This window comes from Streptomyces kanamyceticus (assembly GCF_008704495.1).
Lineage (GTDB): Bacteria > Actinomycetota > Actinomycetes > Streptomycetales > Streptomycetaceae > Streptomyces > Streptomyces kanamyceticus.
Genome location: NZ_CP023699.1, coordinates 7001353 through 7013931 on the forward strand (window position 1 = coordinate 7001353; position 12579 = coordinate 7013931).

Annotated in this window: 14 protein-coding genes; 5 read left to right on the forward strand and 9 right to left on the reverse strand. The window is 72.7% G+C overall.

The window, feature by feature from the left end; genetic code table 11:
• Positions 1-4 precede the first annotated feature (4 nt).
• From CP970_RS30250 to CP970_RS30260, 3 genes are all read right to left on the reverse strand, one after another.
• Positions 5-385 (reverse strand): hypothetical protein, encoded by a 381-nt coding sequence (locus CP970_RS30250; RefSeq protein ID WP_063806082.1) that lies wholly within the window; start codon positions 383-385, stop codon positions 5-7.
• Positions 386-637: 252 nt separating this feature from the next.
• Positions 638-976 (reverse strand): hypothetical protein, encoded by a 339-nt coding sequence (locus CP970_RS30255; protein ID WP_055547412.1) that lies wholly within the window; start codon positions 974-976, stop codon positions 638-640.
• A 143-nt stretch (positions 977-1119) separates the two neighbouring features.
• A complete protein-coding gene (locus CP970_RS30260) occupies positions 1120-1479 on the reverse strand; it encodes a hypothetical protein (protein ID WP_055547414.1) in 360 nt (119 codons plus the stop codon).
• A 116-nt stretch (positions 1480-1595) separates the two neighbouring features.
• Between CP970_RS30260 and CP970_RS30265 the strand changes: the two genes are divergently transcribed.
• Together CP970_RS30265 and CP970_RS30270 are read left to right on the forward strand one after the other, a co-directional pair.
• Positions 1596-2522, forward strand: coding sequence for a DEAD/DEAH box helicase family protein (locus CP970_RS30265; protein WP_063806083.1), 927 nt, complete (start codon positions 1596-1598; stop codon positions 2520-2522).
• A 44-nt stretch (positions 2523-2566) separates the two neighbouring features.
• Positions 2567-2794 (forward strand): DUF2277 domain-containing protein, encoded by a 228-nt coding sequence (locus CP970_RS30270; protein WP_150494184.1) that lies wholly within the window; start codon positions 2567-2569, stop codon positions 2792-2794.
• Positions 2795-2798: 4 nt separating this feature from the next.
• Here the strand turns inward: CP970_RS30270 and CP970_RS30275 are convergent, their stop codons facing one another.
• Positions 2799-3410: a DedA family protein gene (locus CP970_RS30275; protein ID WP_150494186.1), complete on the reverse strand. Its 612-nt coding sequence runs from the start codon at positions 3408-3410 to the stop codon at positions 2799-2801.
• Between the two features lie 226 nt (positions 3411-3636).
• Here CP970_RS30275 and CP970_RS30280 point away from each other — a divergent pair, with 226 nt between their 5' ends.
• Complete coding sequence (locus CP970_RS30280) at positions 3637-4272, forward strand: superoxide dismutase family protein (protein WP_150494188.1); 636 nt, start codon at positions 3637-3639, stop codon at positions 4270-4272.
• 71 nt (positions 4273-4343) lie between these two features.
• Here CP970_RS30280 and CP970_RS30285 read toward each other — a convergent pair whose 3' ends face one another.
• The 4 genes from CP970_RS30285 to CP970_RS30300 form a co-directional block, all read right to left on the reverse strand.
• Entirely contained in the window at positions 4344-4796 is a 453-nt protein-coding gene (locus CP970_RS30285; RefSeq protein WP_055546172.1) for a DoxX family protein, read from the reverse strand.
• 49 nt (positions 4797-4845) lie between these two features.
• Positions 4846-6861, reverse strand: coding sequence for an FAD/NAD(P)-binding protein (locus CP970_RS30290; protein ID WP_079043398.1), 2016 nt, complete (start codon positions 6859-6861; stop codon positions 4846-4848).
• A 182-nt stretch (positions 6862-7043) separates the two neighbouring features.
• Positions 7044-8690 carry an alkaline phosphatase D family protein gene (locus CP970_RS30295; RefSeq protein WP_055546170.1) on the reverse strand — a complete coding sequence of 549 codons (1647 nt, stop codon included), beginning with the start codon at positions 8688-8690 and terminating at the stop codon, positions 7044-7046.
• A 125-nt stretch (positions 8691-8815) separates the two neighbouring features.
• Positions 8816-9463, reverse strand: a complete 648-nt coding sequence (locus CP970_RS30300) for an HNH endonuclease family protein (RefSeq protein ID WP_055546168.1) — start codon at positions 9461-9463, stop codon at positions 8816-8818.
• 486 nt (positions 9464-9949) lie between these two features.
• Here CP970_RS30300 and CP970_RS30305 point away from each other — a divergent pair, with 486 nt between their 5' ends.
• Together CP970_RS30305 and CP970_RS30310 are read left to right on the forward strand one after the other, a co-directional pair.
• Positions 9950-10531, forward strand: coding sequence for a TMEM165/GDT1 family protein (locus CP970_RS30305; protein WP_055546166.1), 582 nt, complete (start codon positions 9950-9952; stop codon positions 10529-10531).
• A 286-nt stretch (positions 10532-10817) separates the two neighbouring features.
• A complete protein-coding gene (locus CP970_RS30310) occupies positions 10818-11486 on the forward strand; it encodes an HAD-IA family hydrolase (protein ID WP_055546164.1) in 669 nt (222 codons plus the stop codon).
• Between the two features lie 46 nt (positions 11487-11532).
• Here CP970_RS30310 and CP970_RS30315 read toward each other — a convergent pair whose 3' ends face one another.
• A complete protein-coding gene (locus CP970_RS30315; RefSeq protein WP_055546162.1) occupies positions 11533-12471 on the reverse strand; it encodes a peptidoglycan-binding domain-containing protein in 939 nt (312 codons plus the stop codon).
• Positions 12472-12579 lie beyond the last annotated feature (108 nt).

The following is a 12579-nucleotide window of genomic DNA, read 5'->3' on the forward strand; positions in this document are numbered from 1 at the left end:
GAGGTCAGCCCGGCTCGCAGCCCATCGTCTCGTGGCTCACGCCGTCCAGTTTGGTGGCCCAGGCCGTCCAGTTCTCGTCGTAGTCGTCCCCACGGATCTCGCGGTAGACGCAGCTGCTGCCCGCTCCGTAACTGATGGCGTAGACCGTGCCGTTGTAGCGGGACTCGAAGGAATAGGCGTTGCGCTGCGTGCCGTTCTCGGCCTCGGCGTAGCCGGGCGGGCCGTAGCACCAGGACTGGCCCATCATGCCGGGCTTGGTCCAGAAGCAGATCCGGCCGGGGGGCGTGGCGACGTGCGGAGTGGTCGGCTCCGCCGTGGCGGTCGGGGCGACGGCGGTCAGCAGGGCGGCGAAGACAGCGGTGGTCGCGGCGGCTCTCAGGCGCATGCGAGTGGCTCCCCAGGTGCGGTCGGATCCGGCGCGATCATCGCGCCGGGCATGACCTCAATCCCCGCCGTTCTCGCCGGTAAGCCTGGTGTCACCCGGATCAGTGAGTAGTCGTACCGGCAGGTCCGTCGGTACGGGGCGCTCGCGCGCGGCTGTGCCGCCCGTCACGGGACGGGCGGCACGGGGCCGACGGCACGGGGCGGTCGGCCCATCGGTGGGCGCGCGGGACCGCGGTCGCGCCCGAGCGTGGCGTCAGCGGCCGGAACCGGGATGGGTCCTGCGGTACCTGCGGTCCCAGCGCTCCTGGCGTTCCTTGCGGATGCGGTAGTCGCGGTAGGTCTTGGGGTAGCCCCCGCCACCTCCGCCTCCGCCGCCTCCACCCATCCCGCCTCCACCACTCGAACCGCCCGAGCCGCCCGCGCCGCTCGAACTGCCCGAACTGCTCGTGCCGGAGCTGCTCTTGCCGCTTCCGCCGCCTTCGTAGAAGCGCGCCAGGTAGAAGAGGAGCGCCGCTGCGGCCAGCCACAGCAGCGGTTGGTCGAACCCCAGGCCGATGAGGGCCAGGATCGCGATGACGATGAGTACGTTCATGGCTGCACCTCCGCGGCTCGCAGGGGTGGCTCCCTGGTTCACGGGAGCTGGGTGCACCGGGCCCACGGCGCGGTGTCCTGACGGTGCGGGAGAGTGGGCCCCGATCCGTAGGAGAAGGAGTCAACGCCCGCCTCCCGCCCCTGTCAATGGCTTGCGGGCAGCGAGCCGTCCGGCGTCTCGTGGGCGTGCTTGAGGCGAGCCCTCGCGTGCACCGCTTCGGGTCCTGAGACCTGTTCCCAGAAGCGGTGGCAGCTCACGAAGACCGCCAACTCCCGCTCCCGCGCGCGCAGTTTCTCGACCTCGGCCTGTTCGTCCGGGGTCCAGCCGGGGGACGCGGGGCGCTCCACCTTGCGCCAGCCGCCGGTGTCGCTGAAGCCGTCGAGCGGCTCGACGGACCAGGGCAGCCGCTTGAGCAGGGCCAGGAGCTCGGAACGGATCTGGTGGAGTTCCTCCTGGCCGGCGAGGAGGTCGCTCGGAAAGTCATGGGAAGGGGTTGGAGGCACGCGGTAATGCTACTCCTGTTCGAATTTCATGTGCGAGTGATGCGGGTGGCGAGTCCTGGGGTGTCCGGAATGCTTCACTGACCGGTCGTACGACGTAACAGGGTGGATCGGGACGTATGCGGAAGGGCGGAGCGCCGGTGGTGGGGTCCGTGCTGTGGATCGGTGGCCCGCCGGGGGCGGGCAAGACGACGATGGCCCGGCTGCTCGCCCGGCGGTACGGGCTGCGCAGGTACAGCGCCGACGTCCACACCTGGGAGCACCGCGACCGGGCGCTCGCCGCGGGGCACGCGGCGGCCGCGCGGTGGGAGCGGCTCCCGCCCGCCGAGCGCTGGTCGCGGCCGCCGGACGAACTGCTCGCGATGTCCCTGCACCACGAGCGCGGCCCGATGATCGCCGAGGACCTCCGCGCCCTGCCCCGCGCGCCGCTGACCGTCGCCGAGGGCACGCCCGTCACGCCCGGGGTCGCCGGGGCGGGCGACCGCTCGGTGTGGCTGATGCCGACGCCGGAGGTGCAGCGGGCCAGGCTCGCGGAGCGCGGCATCGGGGCGGGGGTGACGGCGCTGTACCGCCTGCTGCTCGAGGAGATCGAGGCCCAGGTGGCACAGGCCGGTGCCCGTACGCTCGCGGTCGACGGGACGCGGAGCGTGGCGGACACCTTCGCGGAGGTCGAAAAGCTCTTCGCCGACGCGCTGGCGGTGGGTCCTTCGGCCGGGAGCGCGGCGGAGCGGGCGCGGCTGGCCCGGTACGCCAACCGCGGGATCGTCCGCCAGTACGCGGCGTACTTCGCCCGCCCCTGGACGGTCGGCGACCTCGCGGGCACGGTCCGGCTCTTCACCTGCGAGTGCGGCGACGCGGACTGCGATGCCGAGGTGCCACTGACCCTCGCCGACTTCCCCGCCCCGCCGGAGGCTCACGCCCCGCCGGAGGCTCACGCCCCGCCGGACGCTCCCGCTCCCGACTCGGCGGACGAACCGGCCTTCCCGCCGGTCCTCGCTCCGGGGCACCGGGCGTCGCCGGGGCGCCGCCGCCCCGCCCTCCCGTGAACCCCCGCCACCCCACCGCCCCTCCGCGGTGGCAAGCTGGAAGCATGTGCCGAAGCATCAAGACGCTCCGTCCGCCCGCCATCCCTGAGGACGCCACCGAGGAGGAGATTCGGGCCGCCGCGCTTCAGTACGTGCGCAAGGTGTCCGGGTTCCGTGCTCCCGCCGCGCACAATCGCGAGGTTTTCGATCGTGCGGTCGACGCCGTTGCGGAGGCGACCGCCGAGTTGCTCGGTGGGATCGAGGTGCGTGGGGCGGCCGCCCGCGCGTCTTAGGAGGTCAGCTCGTTGACGGGCGGGGGCGGCGGACCAGGAATGCCGCGGCCGCGCCCGCCGCGAAGAGTGCGAGCAGGGAGACGCCCGTGGCCAGCCAGGTCGCGCCGAGCCACTGGCCGCCGAAGTAGCCGAGGGCGACGCTGTACCCGGCCCAGGCGATGCCCGCGAGCACCGACCACGGCAGGAACTCGCGCACCTTGCGGTGGGCCGCGCCCGCGCCGAGGGAGACGATCGAGCGGCCCGCGGGGGCGAAGCGCGCGATCACCACGAGGACGCCGCCGCCCCGCGCGAGCGCCGTGCCGAGCCGCTCCTGCGCGCTGGTCAGGCGGCGGGAGCGGGCGATGGCACGGTCGAGGCGTGCGCCGCCGCGCCACGCGACGCGGAAGGCCGCCAGGTCGCCGAGGACCGACGCGGTGGCCGCGCAGAGCGTCAGGAGCAGGATGTCGGGTACGCCGTGCGGGACACCCGCGGTTCCGGCGGCGGTCGCCGCGGTGGCCGCCATGATGACGAGCATGCCGCTCGGCAGGACCGGTACGAAAACGTCGAAGATGACAGAAACCGCCACGACGGCGTAGATCCATGGGCTGCCGGTCAGCGCCCCCACACTCTCAAGCACCACAACTCCCCGTGACTCCCCGTTCGGCAGCGCGTTGCCGCTGTGTCGCGGGGAGCGGCGTGGGCGGCCTGATGACAGCTGTACAGCGTACGCCGCGCGCCCGGTCGTAGATCCGCTGGGGGCTCAGATGTTCCCCACGTCACGTTCACCCGGCTGCCACCCCCGATGCGGCGTACGGCCCACATGTCCCGTACGAACGTTGCAGGACAGCGGACAGGAGTGGGCGATGGTGGCAGGGATGGTGGCGGGTGCGGTCGCGGCGGCGGTGCTGGCCACGGGCGGCGGCGGAGCGGATGGCTGGGCGGACGCCTTGGGGGACGGCGACCTATCCAGCAGCGTGGCCGTCGCCGCCGTGGCGGATCAGTACTGGATGCGGGCGGAGGCCAGGTTCGCGCCGCCCACGGCCTTCATCCCCTCGCCCGCGGTGACGTACGAGCAGGAACTCGTCCCCGCCGCGTCCTGGATCAGCGTCGAACAGCGCGTCGACGGGCGCGGCACCACCGTCACCGCGCGCGTGCGGGGCCTGAAGCCGGGCCACGCGTACGGCGTGCACGTCCACCAGAACCCGTGCGGCGCGAGTCCGGAGGCGGCCGGTGGGCACTACCAGCACCTCCAGGACCCGGTGCAGCCGTCGAAGGACCCGGCCTACGCCAACCCGGACAACGAGGTGTGGCTCGACTTCACGGCCGGGGCGGACGGCTCCGGGGCGGCGAGCGCGCACCACCTCTGGGGCTTCAGGCCGGGCGGCGCGGGCTCCGTCGTCCTGCACCGGGAGCCGGGCGGCGCGGGCGACCGGGTGGCGTGCTTCACCGTGCCGTTCGGTTCGGCGCCCGGAATGCCCATGGAGCAGCCGACAGCGTGACGCGACATGACGGAGCCCCCTTCCTCGTACCGGGTACGTACGAGGAAGGGGGCTCCGTCACGCGTCGAAGGTCAGGCCGCGACCGGCGTCCGGTCGGACGCCTTGTCCTCGTCGCGCTCGCCGCGGGCCGCGAAGAGCCGGTCGATGCCGAACGCGCCGGACCCGGTGAAGACGAACAGGAGCATCGCCCAGCAGAAGATCGCCGAGGGTTCGCCGCCGTTCTGCAGGGGCCACAGGGCCTCCGGCTGGTGGACCTTGAAGTAGGCGTAGGCCATCGAGCCGGACGAGATGAGCGCCGCGGCGCGGGTGCCGAGGCCGAGGGCGACCAGGGTGCCGCCGACGAGCTGGATCACTGCCGCGTACCAGCCGGGCCAGGTGCCCGCGTCGACCGTGCCGCCGTTGCCGTCCGCGCCGCCGAGCACGCCGAAGAGCGTGGAGGCGCCGTGGCAGGCGAAGAGCAGGCCGATGACTATGCGGAACAGCCCGAGGGCGTAGGGCTGGGCGCTGTTGAGACGTCCAGTCATGGTGGGGGACTCCTTCGGTTTGGGGACGGAACCGAGCGGAGGGCCTAGATTAGGGGAACCTAATTAGTGCTTGCAAGTTCAACATCTGGTCATTCGGGTCTTCCGCTTGCCCGCCGCCGCGGGCCTCGGGCGGCGCCGCGACGCGCCCCGTCGCGGCGCGCAGGGCGGCCCGCGCCACCGCGTCCGCGTCCGTCAGCGTCACCGAATCGACGCCGGGCCTGGCGCCCGCCGCGGTCACCCAGTGCACCCCTTCCGTGGGTACCCCGAACGCGAACCGGCGTGCGTGCGGGCGCCCTTGACGGTCAATCAGGTGGTACGGGCGAGGCGTCACGTCGAGCCCTCCGGTTTCGTGCCCGTCGACCACATGGGGGCGGCACCGGCCGTCGTCGAGGAGTCGTCCGAGCAGTTCGTCGGCGGTGCGGCGCAGGTCGGGCTCGGGCAGCCGGGCCTCGATCAGTGTGGTGACGCGCACATCGGAACCCGGTACGTCGGGGGAGTGCGCGAGGAACGCGTCGCCGTCCGGGCGCACGGCAAGGCGCGGGCCGAGCACGTCGAGGACGCCCGCCTCGATCAGTGCCGTCATCTCCTCTATGCGGCGGCGCGGCGGGCCGATGGACAGGAAGGCGTTCAGCGGGGTGTACCAGCGGTCGAGGTGGTCGCGGCGCGAGACGCCGGAGAGGCCGCCGTGGTCGACGATGAGGCGCAGTTCGTTGCGCAGGTCGCGGAGTACGTCGAGCGCGGCCTTCAGCGGGCCTTCCACGTTGCCGAGCGCGGCCTGCGCGGCGTCCTCGCGCAGCAGGGCGAGCAGCCATGCGCGATGCGCTTCGGGGGAGGTGAAGCCCTGGTCGGGGTGGGGGTGCGAGAGCCGGTCCCAGGACCAGCGGTCGGCGTCCCCGATCCCGAACTCCGCAAGAACCAGGGTCTCTTGAGGGCTCAGGTGCTCCGTGGCGAGAAACCGCTCACGGAATCGTTCGGCGGGCCCACTGGACCCACCGAGCTCCGTGTGTCCCGTGTCGTATTCCGCCAGCAGTGTCGCGTAATAGACCGCTTCCACCTCTTTGGCCACCAACGGCCATATCTCGGCGAGGAAGTCGGGAGCGTCTCCGCTGTCCGCGCGCTTGCGGAAGCGGGCTATCGCCTCCAGCGTGAGGACCGCGGGCCTGTGCCGTCCGTAAGGGCCCTTCGCGTTGTCGCCGCGCGCCTGGTAGGGGACGCCGCGCCGCGAACCCGCGTACAGGCGCGGCTCGTGGCCCGACGGCTCGTAGCGCAGGCCCCCCGTCGTCGCGTCGCGGAGGTAGCGGCCGCCGCGGCCCTCGGTCAACAGGGCCATGTGGTCGAAGAAGTTGAGGCCGAGGCCGCGCAGCAGGACGGGTGCGCCGGGGGCGATCGCGGACAGGTCGAGGTCGGCGGGGTTGGCGGGCGGGAAGTGGTGCAGGCCGTGCCGCGCCGCGTGCTCCGCGAGGTGCTCCTGGGTCCGGTCGGCGCGGGTGGGGAGATGTCCCTGCGCGAGGACGACGGCCGAAAGCCCGGACAGTTCGAGGCCGTTGTCCAGTACGAGGGTCTGCGGCCCTCCCTCGGCGCTCTCGTCCAGGCGCAGGGCGCGTGCCGCGTGGACCCTGACGCGCACGGTGCCGGGCGCGCGGCGCACCGTCTCCGCGAAGACCCACTCCAGATAGCGGCCGTAGCAGGCGCGGGTCGGGTAGTCGTCGGGGCCGAGCCCCGGCAGGTGCCCCGCGGCCGCCCATTCGTACAGGCTCGGGCCCGGACGTATCGGCCCCGAGCAGTCGACGCTCTCGTCGGTGAAGAGCGTGACCTGTGAGGCGACGGTGTTCATCAGGAGCTCGGTCGGCTGTGCCGTGCGCCAGACCCGGCCGGGGCCCGGTGGCGCGGGGTCGACGACGTGGACCGTCAGCCGTGTCCCTGCCAGGAGTTCGGGGGCCGACGCGCAGATCCGTTCCAGCACGCTGGTGCCGCGCGGGCCCGCACCGACCAGGGCGATGGTGGTCGCTTCCGGCGCGGGAGAGCGCGGTGCGGGTGGGAGCGGAGCGGGTGCAGGTGCGGACAAAAGCGTGACTCCCGGGGCATAGGGAACGCTGGAAGCGGATGGTCCGCATCATCATGCCGCCGGAAGCCCTGATGCCGAACCCCTGGCCAAGGATCCATATCCGGGTGTGGGGTGTGTCACGGGCGGGGCGTGTGTCTCGTGACTGGCTTGGGGTGGTTCGCCCCGCGTGGTGGAGGTGTTCTCTACGAAAGCTTCCTGCTGTCCGCGGTCTCCAGGCGTACGTCACCGCCTCGGCGGGCGCGTGCCTGGTCCAGCCGCAGGTGTGCCGTACGGCCGCGCAGCGTCAGCGTCATGAGTTGGTTGCCGAACCAGGGGCCTCCGGTCCTGCGCCAGTCGATGCCCGCCTGCGTCACCTCGGCGTGTCGGGCGAAGCGGCGGCCCAGGGCGCGGCCCGCGCGGCTCCAGCCGAAGCGGAAGCCGAGCCTTATCGACGCGGGAATGGAGTTGTGGACGGGGGAGCAGGTCAGCTGGAGCACGCGGGAGGTGGGCGCGTCGTCCGTGGGCCAGCTCGGCTCGGCGACGTAGGCGTGGTGGACGTCGCCGGAGAGCACGCACACCGTCGCGGGGGCGGTCGCGCCCGAACCCGCCTCCGCGATCAGGGCGGTGAGCGCCTCGAAGGAGGCGGGAAAGGCCGCCCAGTGCTCCAAGTCCGAGCGCCTGCGCAGGTCTTCGCCGAAGCGGGCCCAGCGGGCGCCGCGCTCGCCGCGGCACAGCGCGGCGTTCCACCCCTCGGCGTCGTGGATGAGGTGGGGGAGCAGCCAGGGCAGCGAGGTGCCGATGAGGAGGTGGTCGCAGTCGCCTTCGAGGGCCTGTTCGCGCAGCCAGCGCGCCTCGTCGGCGTCGAGCATGGCGCGCTTGCCCTCTTCCAGTACGCGGGCGGCGCGGGTGTCGACCATGAGCAGGCGCACCCGCCCGAAGTCCCGCCGGTAGCTCCAGCGGGTCGCGGTGGCGTCCGCGTCGGCCGCGGCGGCGAAGGCGCGGAGGGTGTCCGTGCCGTCGGGTGCGGCGCGCACGGCGGCGTAGACGTCGTCGCTCTCCAGTTCGTCCGGCCGGAGATTGCCGAGGTGCTGGTGGACCCAGTACGACATCAGGCCGCTCAGGACGCGCTCGCGCCACCAGGGCGTGGCCCGCATCTCGGCGAGCCAGGCCGCACTGGTGTTCCAATCGTCGATCACGTCGTGGTCGTCGAAGATCATGCAGCTGGGCACGGTGGAGAGCAGCCAGCGGACCTCGGGGTCGAGCCAGGACTCGTAGTAGAGGTGGGTGTACTCCTCGTAGTCCGCGACCTGTGGGCCCGGCGGGTCCGCGAGGTTCCTGCGGGCCGCGAGCCAGCGCTGGGTGGCCTTGGAGGTCTGGTCCGCGTACACCTGGTCGCCCAGGAGGAGCAGGACGTCGGGGCGCTCCGTGCCGGGGGCGGCGGAGATGCGGGCGGCGAGGGTGTCCAGGGCGTCGGGGCCGACCGGATCGTGTTCGTCGGAGGGCGGGGCGGCCCAGCGGCAGGAGCCGAAGGTGACGCGCAGTTCCTCGTCGCCGGTGGCCGAGGGCGTGCGGATCGTGCTCGCGGGGAAGGCGGAGTCGGGCAGCGGCCAGACGACCGTCCCGTCCTGCTCGCCCAGGCGCACCTCGTACGCGGTCTCGGTGCCGGGGGTGAGGCCCGTGACCGGAATCAGCGCGTAGTGGTGGCCCGCGATCTGGAAGGTGCGCGCGGTGCCGCGCGCCCCGTCGGCGCACCGCACCTCGGCGGCGCAGGGCCGGTCGGCCTCGACCCAGACGGTCGCCGTGGATCCGTCCACGTACCTCAGCAGTGGACCAAGGCGCAGCCGTGCCACAGATGATCACTCTCCTCCGTCGTCCCGTACGGTACGGAACGACGGAGGAGGGTGGGGCGGTTCCGGGATTTCCCGCCGGGTGCCGGGAAGATCAGCAGCCCTTGAGGATCAGCAGCCGTCGAGGATCAGCAGCCGTTGAGGATGGAGGAGAGGGCCGTCTTCTCCTCGGAGTTCACCGAGAGCTTGTAGTAGTGCTTCACGTCCACCCACATCCGGGCGTAGTAGCAGTGGTACGAGGCGGTGGGCGGCAGCCACTTGGCGGGGTCCTTGTCGCCCTTGGCCTGGTTGACGTTGTCGGTGACGGCGATCAGCTGGGGCCGGGTCAGGTCGTTGGCGAAGCCCTCGCGCTGCGCGGTGGTCCAGGCGTTCGCGCCGGACTTCCAGGCCTCGGAGAGCGGCACGACGTGGTCGATGTCCAGGTCGGACGCGGCGGTCCAGGTGGCGCCGTCGTAGGCGGACTTCCAGGTGCCCTTCGTGGCGGCGCAGCTGGAGTCCTGCTCGACGTTCGTGCCGTCGCGCTTGAGGACGACCTCGCGGGTGTTGCAGGCGCCGGACTGGGTGCTCCAGTGCGGGAACTTGTCGCGGCTGTAGCCGTCGGACGAGCCCTCGGCCTTGACCGTGAGCCCGCCGAGGTAGGTGCGGGCGGTGGCGGCGCTGACCGGGGCCGGGGGAGCGGCCTGGGCGGGCGAGCCGGTGAGGAGGGTGGCCGCCGAGGCGAGGACGACGGCTGCGGAGGCGTAACGGGCATATCGACGCGCGTAGACAGCGGACATGCGAACTCCCTAGGTGTGGGGGGAAGTTGGCCGGTGGGGCGGCCATGGTCGCGTTGCGGGGTTACCTGTGGATGTGCATCCGATGACAGGGTCGCGTCAATCAGGTGCGGACTTCAAGGGTTCTGGCGCCGTGTCATATGTGCCGCGCGCGACCGCAGTTGTCCCAAGGTGACCCACGTCACTCCCGGGCGGGGCGAAAGGCCCTGGTCGGGGATGGTCCGGGGTCCCGTACTATGGATGGCGCAGAAGGGGAGTAGCTCTTCGCCGGACCGTCGACATACTGCTCAGCTCGTCTGAGCCGGCGCCCGGAGGCAGGCCCCATGGGGCAGGCCAGCGAGACCTTCGGCAAAGCAGTGCCTGACGTACGCACCCGTGTACGTCACGACGCGCACACCCGTGTGCGTCCGTGTGCGCTGCCGTGCCGAGGTGTCGTACGCGAAACGGTGAAACACTCTCGGCGGGGCGGCCCGACCGATTGAGGAACCCTTGATCAGCATCAGCGTGATGGCGCTCGTCTTCGGCGTCGTCTTCCTTGCCGAGCTGCCGGACAAGACGGCGCTGGCAGGTCTCGTCCTCGGCACGCGCTACCGCGCCTCGTACGTGTTCGTCGGCGTCGCCGCCGCCTTCACCGTCCACGTGGTGCTCGCCGTCGCGGCGGGCAGCGTCCTCACCCTGCTGCCGCAACAGCTGCTCCACGCGCTGACGGGCGTCCTCTTCCTCGGCGGCGCCGCGATGCTCCTGCTGAAGGGCGCGGGCGACGACGAGGAGGTCAAGGAGCCCAAGGACCAGAGCTTCTGGAAGGTCTCCGGGGCGGGCTTCATGCTCATCCTGGTCGCCGAGTTCGGCGATCTGACGCAGATCATGACCGCGAACCTGGCCGCCCGCTACGACGACCCCATCTCCGTCGGCCTGGGCGCGGTGCTCGCGCTGTGGGCGGTCGCCGGGCTCGGCATCGTCGGCGGAAAGGCGCTGATGAAGCGGGTGCCGCTGGCGCTGATCACGAAGATCGCGGCGGTGCTGATGCTGGGGCTCGGCGTGTGGAGCCTGTACGAGGCGATCGCGGGCTGATTCCGCGCCGCTCGGCGGTGCTCGGCGGTGCTCGGCGGCGCTCGGTGCCGCTCGGTCACGCTTGTCCGAGTAGGCCTGTTTCGTGCCGCTTGACCGTCGTGACCTGCGGCGTTGGCTTTTGCGGCGCTCGTTTTGTACCGTGCAGGAACAAAGTGGCTCCGCCCGTATTCCCTGACCGGCGGGCGGGGCTGCCTTGATCTCCCTGCATCTCTGCTCCGCGCCTTCGGAGCCTCCGGCTGCGGATCGCGCGGACCAGCACAAGCCCTCTGCGCCCTGGAGCACGCCGATGACGGCCACCACCGCCGCCCCCGCCCTGACCGCCCGGGCCGTCCTCCTCGACATGGACGGCACCCTCGTCAACTCGGACGCCGTCGTCGAGCGCTGCTGGCGGCGCTGGTCCGAGAAGCACGGACTCGACTTCGACGAGGTCATCGAGGTCGTCCACGGACGGCAGGGCTACGCCTCCATGGCGGTACTGCTGCCCGAGCGGCCCATGGCGGAGAACCTCGCCGAGAACCGCGAGATGCTCGCCGCGGAGACCGCCGACATGGAGGGCGTCGTACCGGTCCCCGGCGCGCCCGCCTTCATGGCGTCCCTCGTGGGGCTGCCGCACGCGCTCGTGACCTCGGCCGACGTGCCGCTGTCCACCGGGCGGATGGCCGCGGCGGGCCTCGCGCTGCCGGACGTGCGGGTGACCGCGGAGAGCGTCGCCGCGAGCAAGCCGGACCCCGAGGGATTCCTCAAGGGCGCGGCCGAGCTCGGCTTCGACCCGGCCGACTGCGTGGTCTTCGAGGACTCCGAGGCGGGCATACTCGCCGGTCGCGCCGCGGGCATGCGGGTCGTGGGCGTGGGTCCCAGGGCCGCGCGGTTCGGGCCGACCGTGCACGTGGACGACCTGACGGGGGTGCGGGTCGAGGGCGCGGGGGACGAGGGGCTTCGGCTGGTCTTCGGCTGAGACTCCTCCCTGCCGGGGGCCTGCCGGGGCCCTGCCGGGGCTCCTTCTAGGGCTCGCTCGTCTCCGACTCCAGGCTGCGGCGCGTCTCGTCCCCGTACTCGCCGAGCCGGTCGCGGGTGAGGCCGCGGGCCCACTGGTAGCGCGTCACGGCGTCGGTGACCTCGGGGCCGTACGTCCCGTCCGGCTCGCCCACGTACAAGTACAGCTGTGCGAGCCTGCCCTGCAGCTCCTTCACGCGCGGGCCCTCGTCGCCCTCGCGCAGCGCGGCGCCCGCGCCCCTGCTGGGCTTCGAGGTGCCCACCGAGCCCGTCGCGCGGGCCGTCGGCAGGCTCGGCGGCGCGGCCGTACGGCGCTCCGAGCGGCTCGGTGACGGCGGCGGCCGTGTCGCGCTCGGTGTGGGTGTGGGTGTGACGGAGGGGGCGTGTGAGGGCGCCAGGGACGGCCGCTCCGCCGAGGAGGGCGCCGGGCTCGCGGGCGTACGCGGAGCCGCCGCCGTCGGCGCGTCGGGCAGCGCGAGGTCCCTGGTCGGCCGGTCCGCCGCCGAGGAGAAGAGCCCGGTCGTGAAGATGGCGGCAGCGGTCACCGCGGCCACCGCGAGGGCCCCGGCGAGCAGGACGTAGCGGCGTTTGCGGGCCGCGCTGCCGTCCTCGTTCCCGCCCGCGCCCGCGCGCCCGTCCCTGTCTTCGGCGGGAGCACCGGCCCCTTCCTCGTACGCAGGGGACGGCGCGGTCTCGGCGGTCCCCTCACGGCCACCGGCCGCCGCGAAGAGACGTACGTCGGCCGGTTCCGGCGGCCCTTCGGGCTCCGGCAGCGAGACGTAGGGCCGGATCCGCAGCGGATCGAAGTCCTCCGCTGCCGCCGCCTCCGTGGACCGCGTCCTGCGCGCCTGCTCGGCGGCCCGCCGGGTGCAGCCGCACTCCGGGGCGCTCCCCGCCGCACGCGTCGCCCCGCACTCGGGACACCGCTGCTCGCTCTCTCCGCCCATGGTCCACCCCTCCCCTCTCGTGTCGCGCCCGCCCCGAGAACTCCAGCGATTATGCAGAGCCCTGGCTCAACAGGCCATAACGCGCGACTCGGACCAGGATGGAGAGTG

Coding starts and splice junctions, on each gene's coding strand:
- CP970_RS30250 (WP_063806082.1), bottom strand. CDS start 385: ATGCGCCTGAGAGCCGCCGCGACCACCGCTGTCTTCGCCGCCCTGCTG.
- CP970_RS30255 (WP_055547412.1), bottom strand. CDS start 976: ATGAACGTACTCATCGTCATCGCGATCCTGGCCCTCATCGGCCTGGGG.
- CP970_RS30265 (WP_063806083.1), top strand. CDS start 1,596: ATGCGGAAGGGCGGAGCGCCGGTGGTGGGGTCCGTGCTGTGGATCGGT.
- CP970_RS30270 (WP_150494184.1), top strand. CDS start 2,567: ATGTGCCGAAGCATCAAGACGCTCCGTCCGCCCGCCATCCCTGAGGAC.
- CP970_RS30280 (WP_150494188.1), top strand. CDS start 3,637: ATGGTGGCAGGGATGGTGGCGGGTGCGGTCGCGGCGGCGGTGCTGGCC.
- CP970_RS30285 (WP_055546172.1), bottom strand. CDS start 4,796: ATGACTGGACGTCTCAACAGCGCCCAGCCCTACGCCCTCGGGCTGTTC.
- CP970_RS30300 (WP_055546168.1), bottom strand. CDS start 9,463: ATGTCCGCTGTCTACGCGCGTCGATATGCCCGTTACGCCTCCGCAGCC.
- CP970_RS30310 (WP_055546164.1), top strand. CDS start 10,818: ATGACGGCCACCACCGCCGCCCCCGCCCTGACCGCCCGGGCCGTCCTC.
- CP970_RS30315 (WP_055546162.1), bottom strand. CDS start 12,471: ATGGGCGGAGAGAGCGAGCAGCGGTGTCCCGAGTGCGGGGCGACGCGT.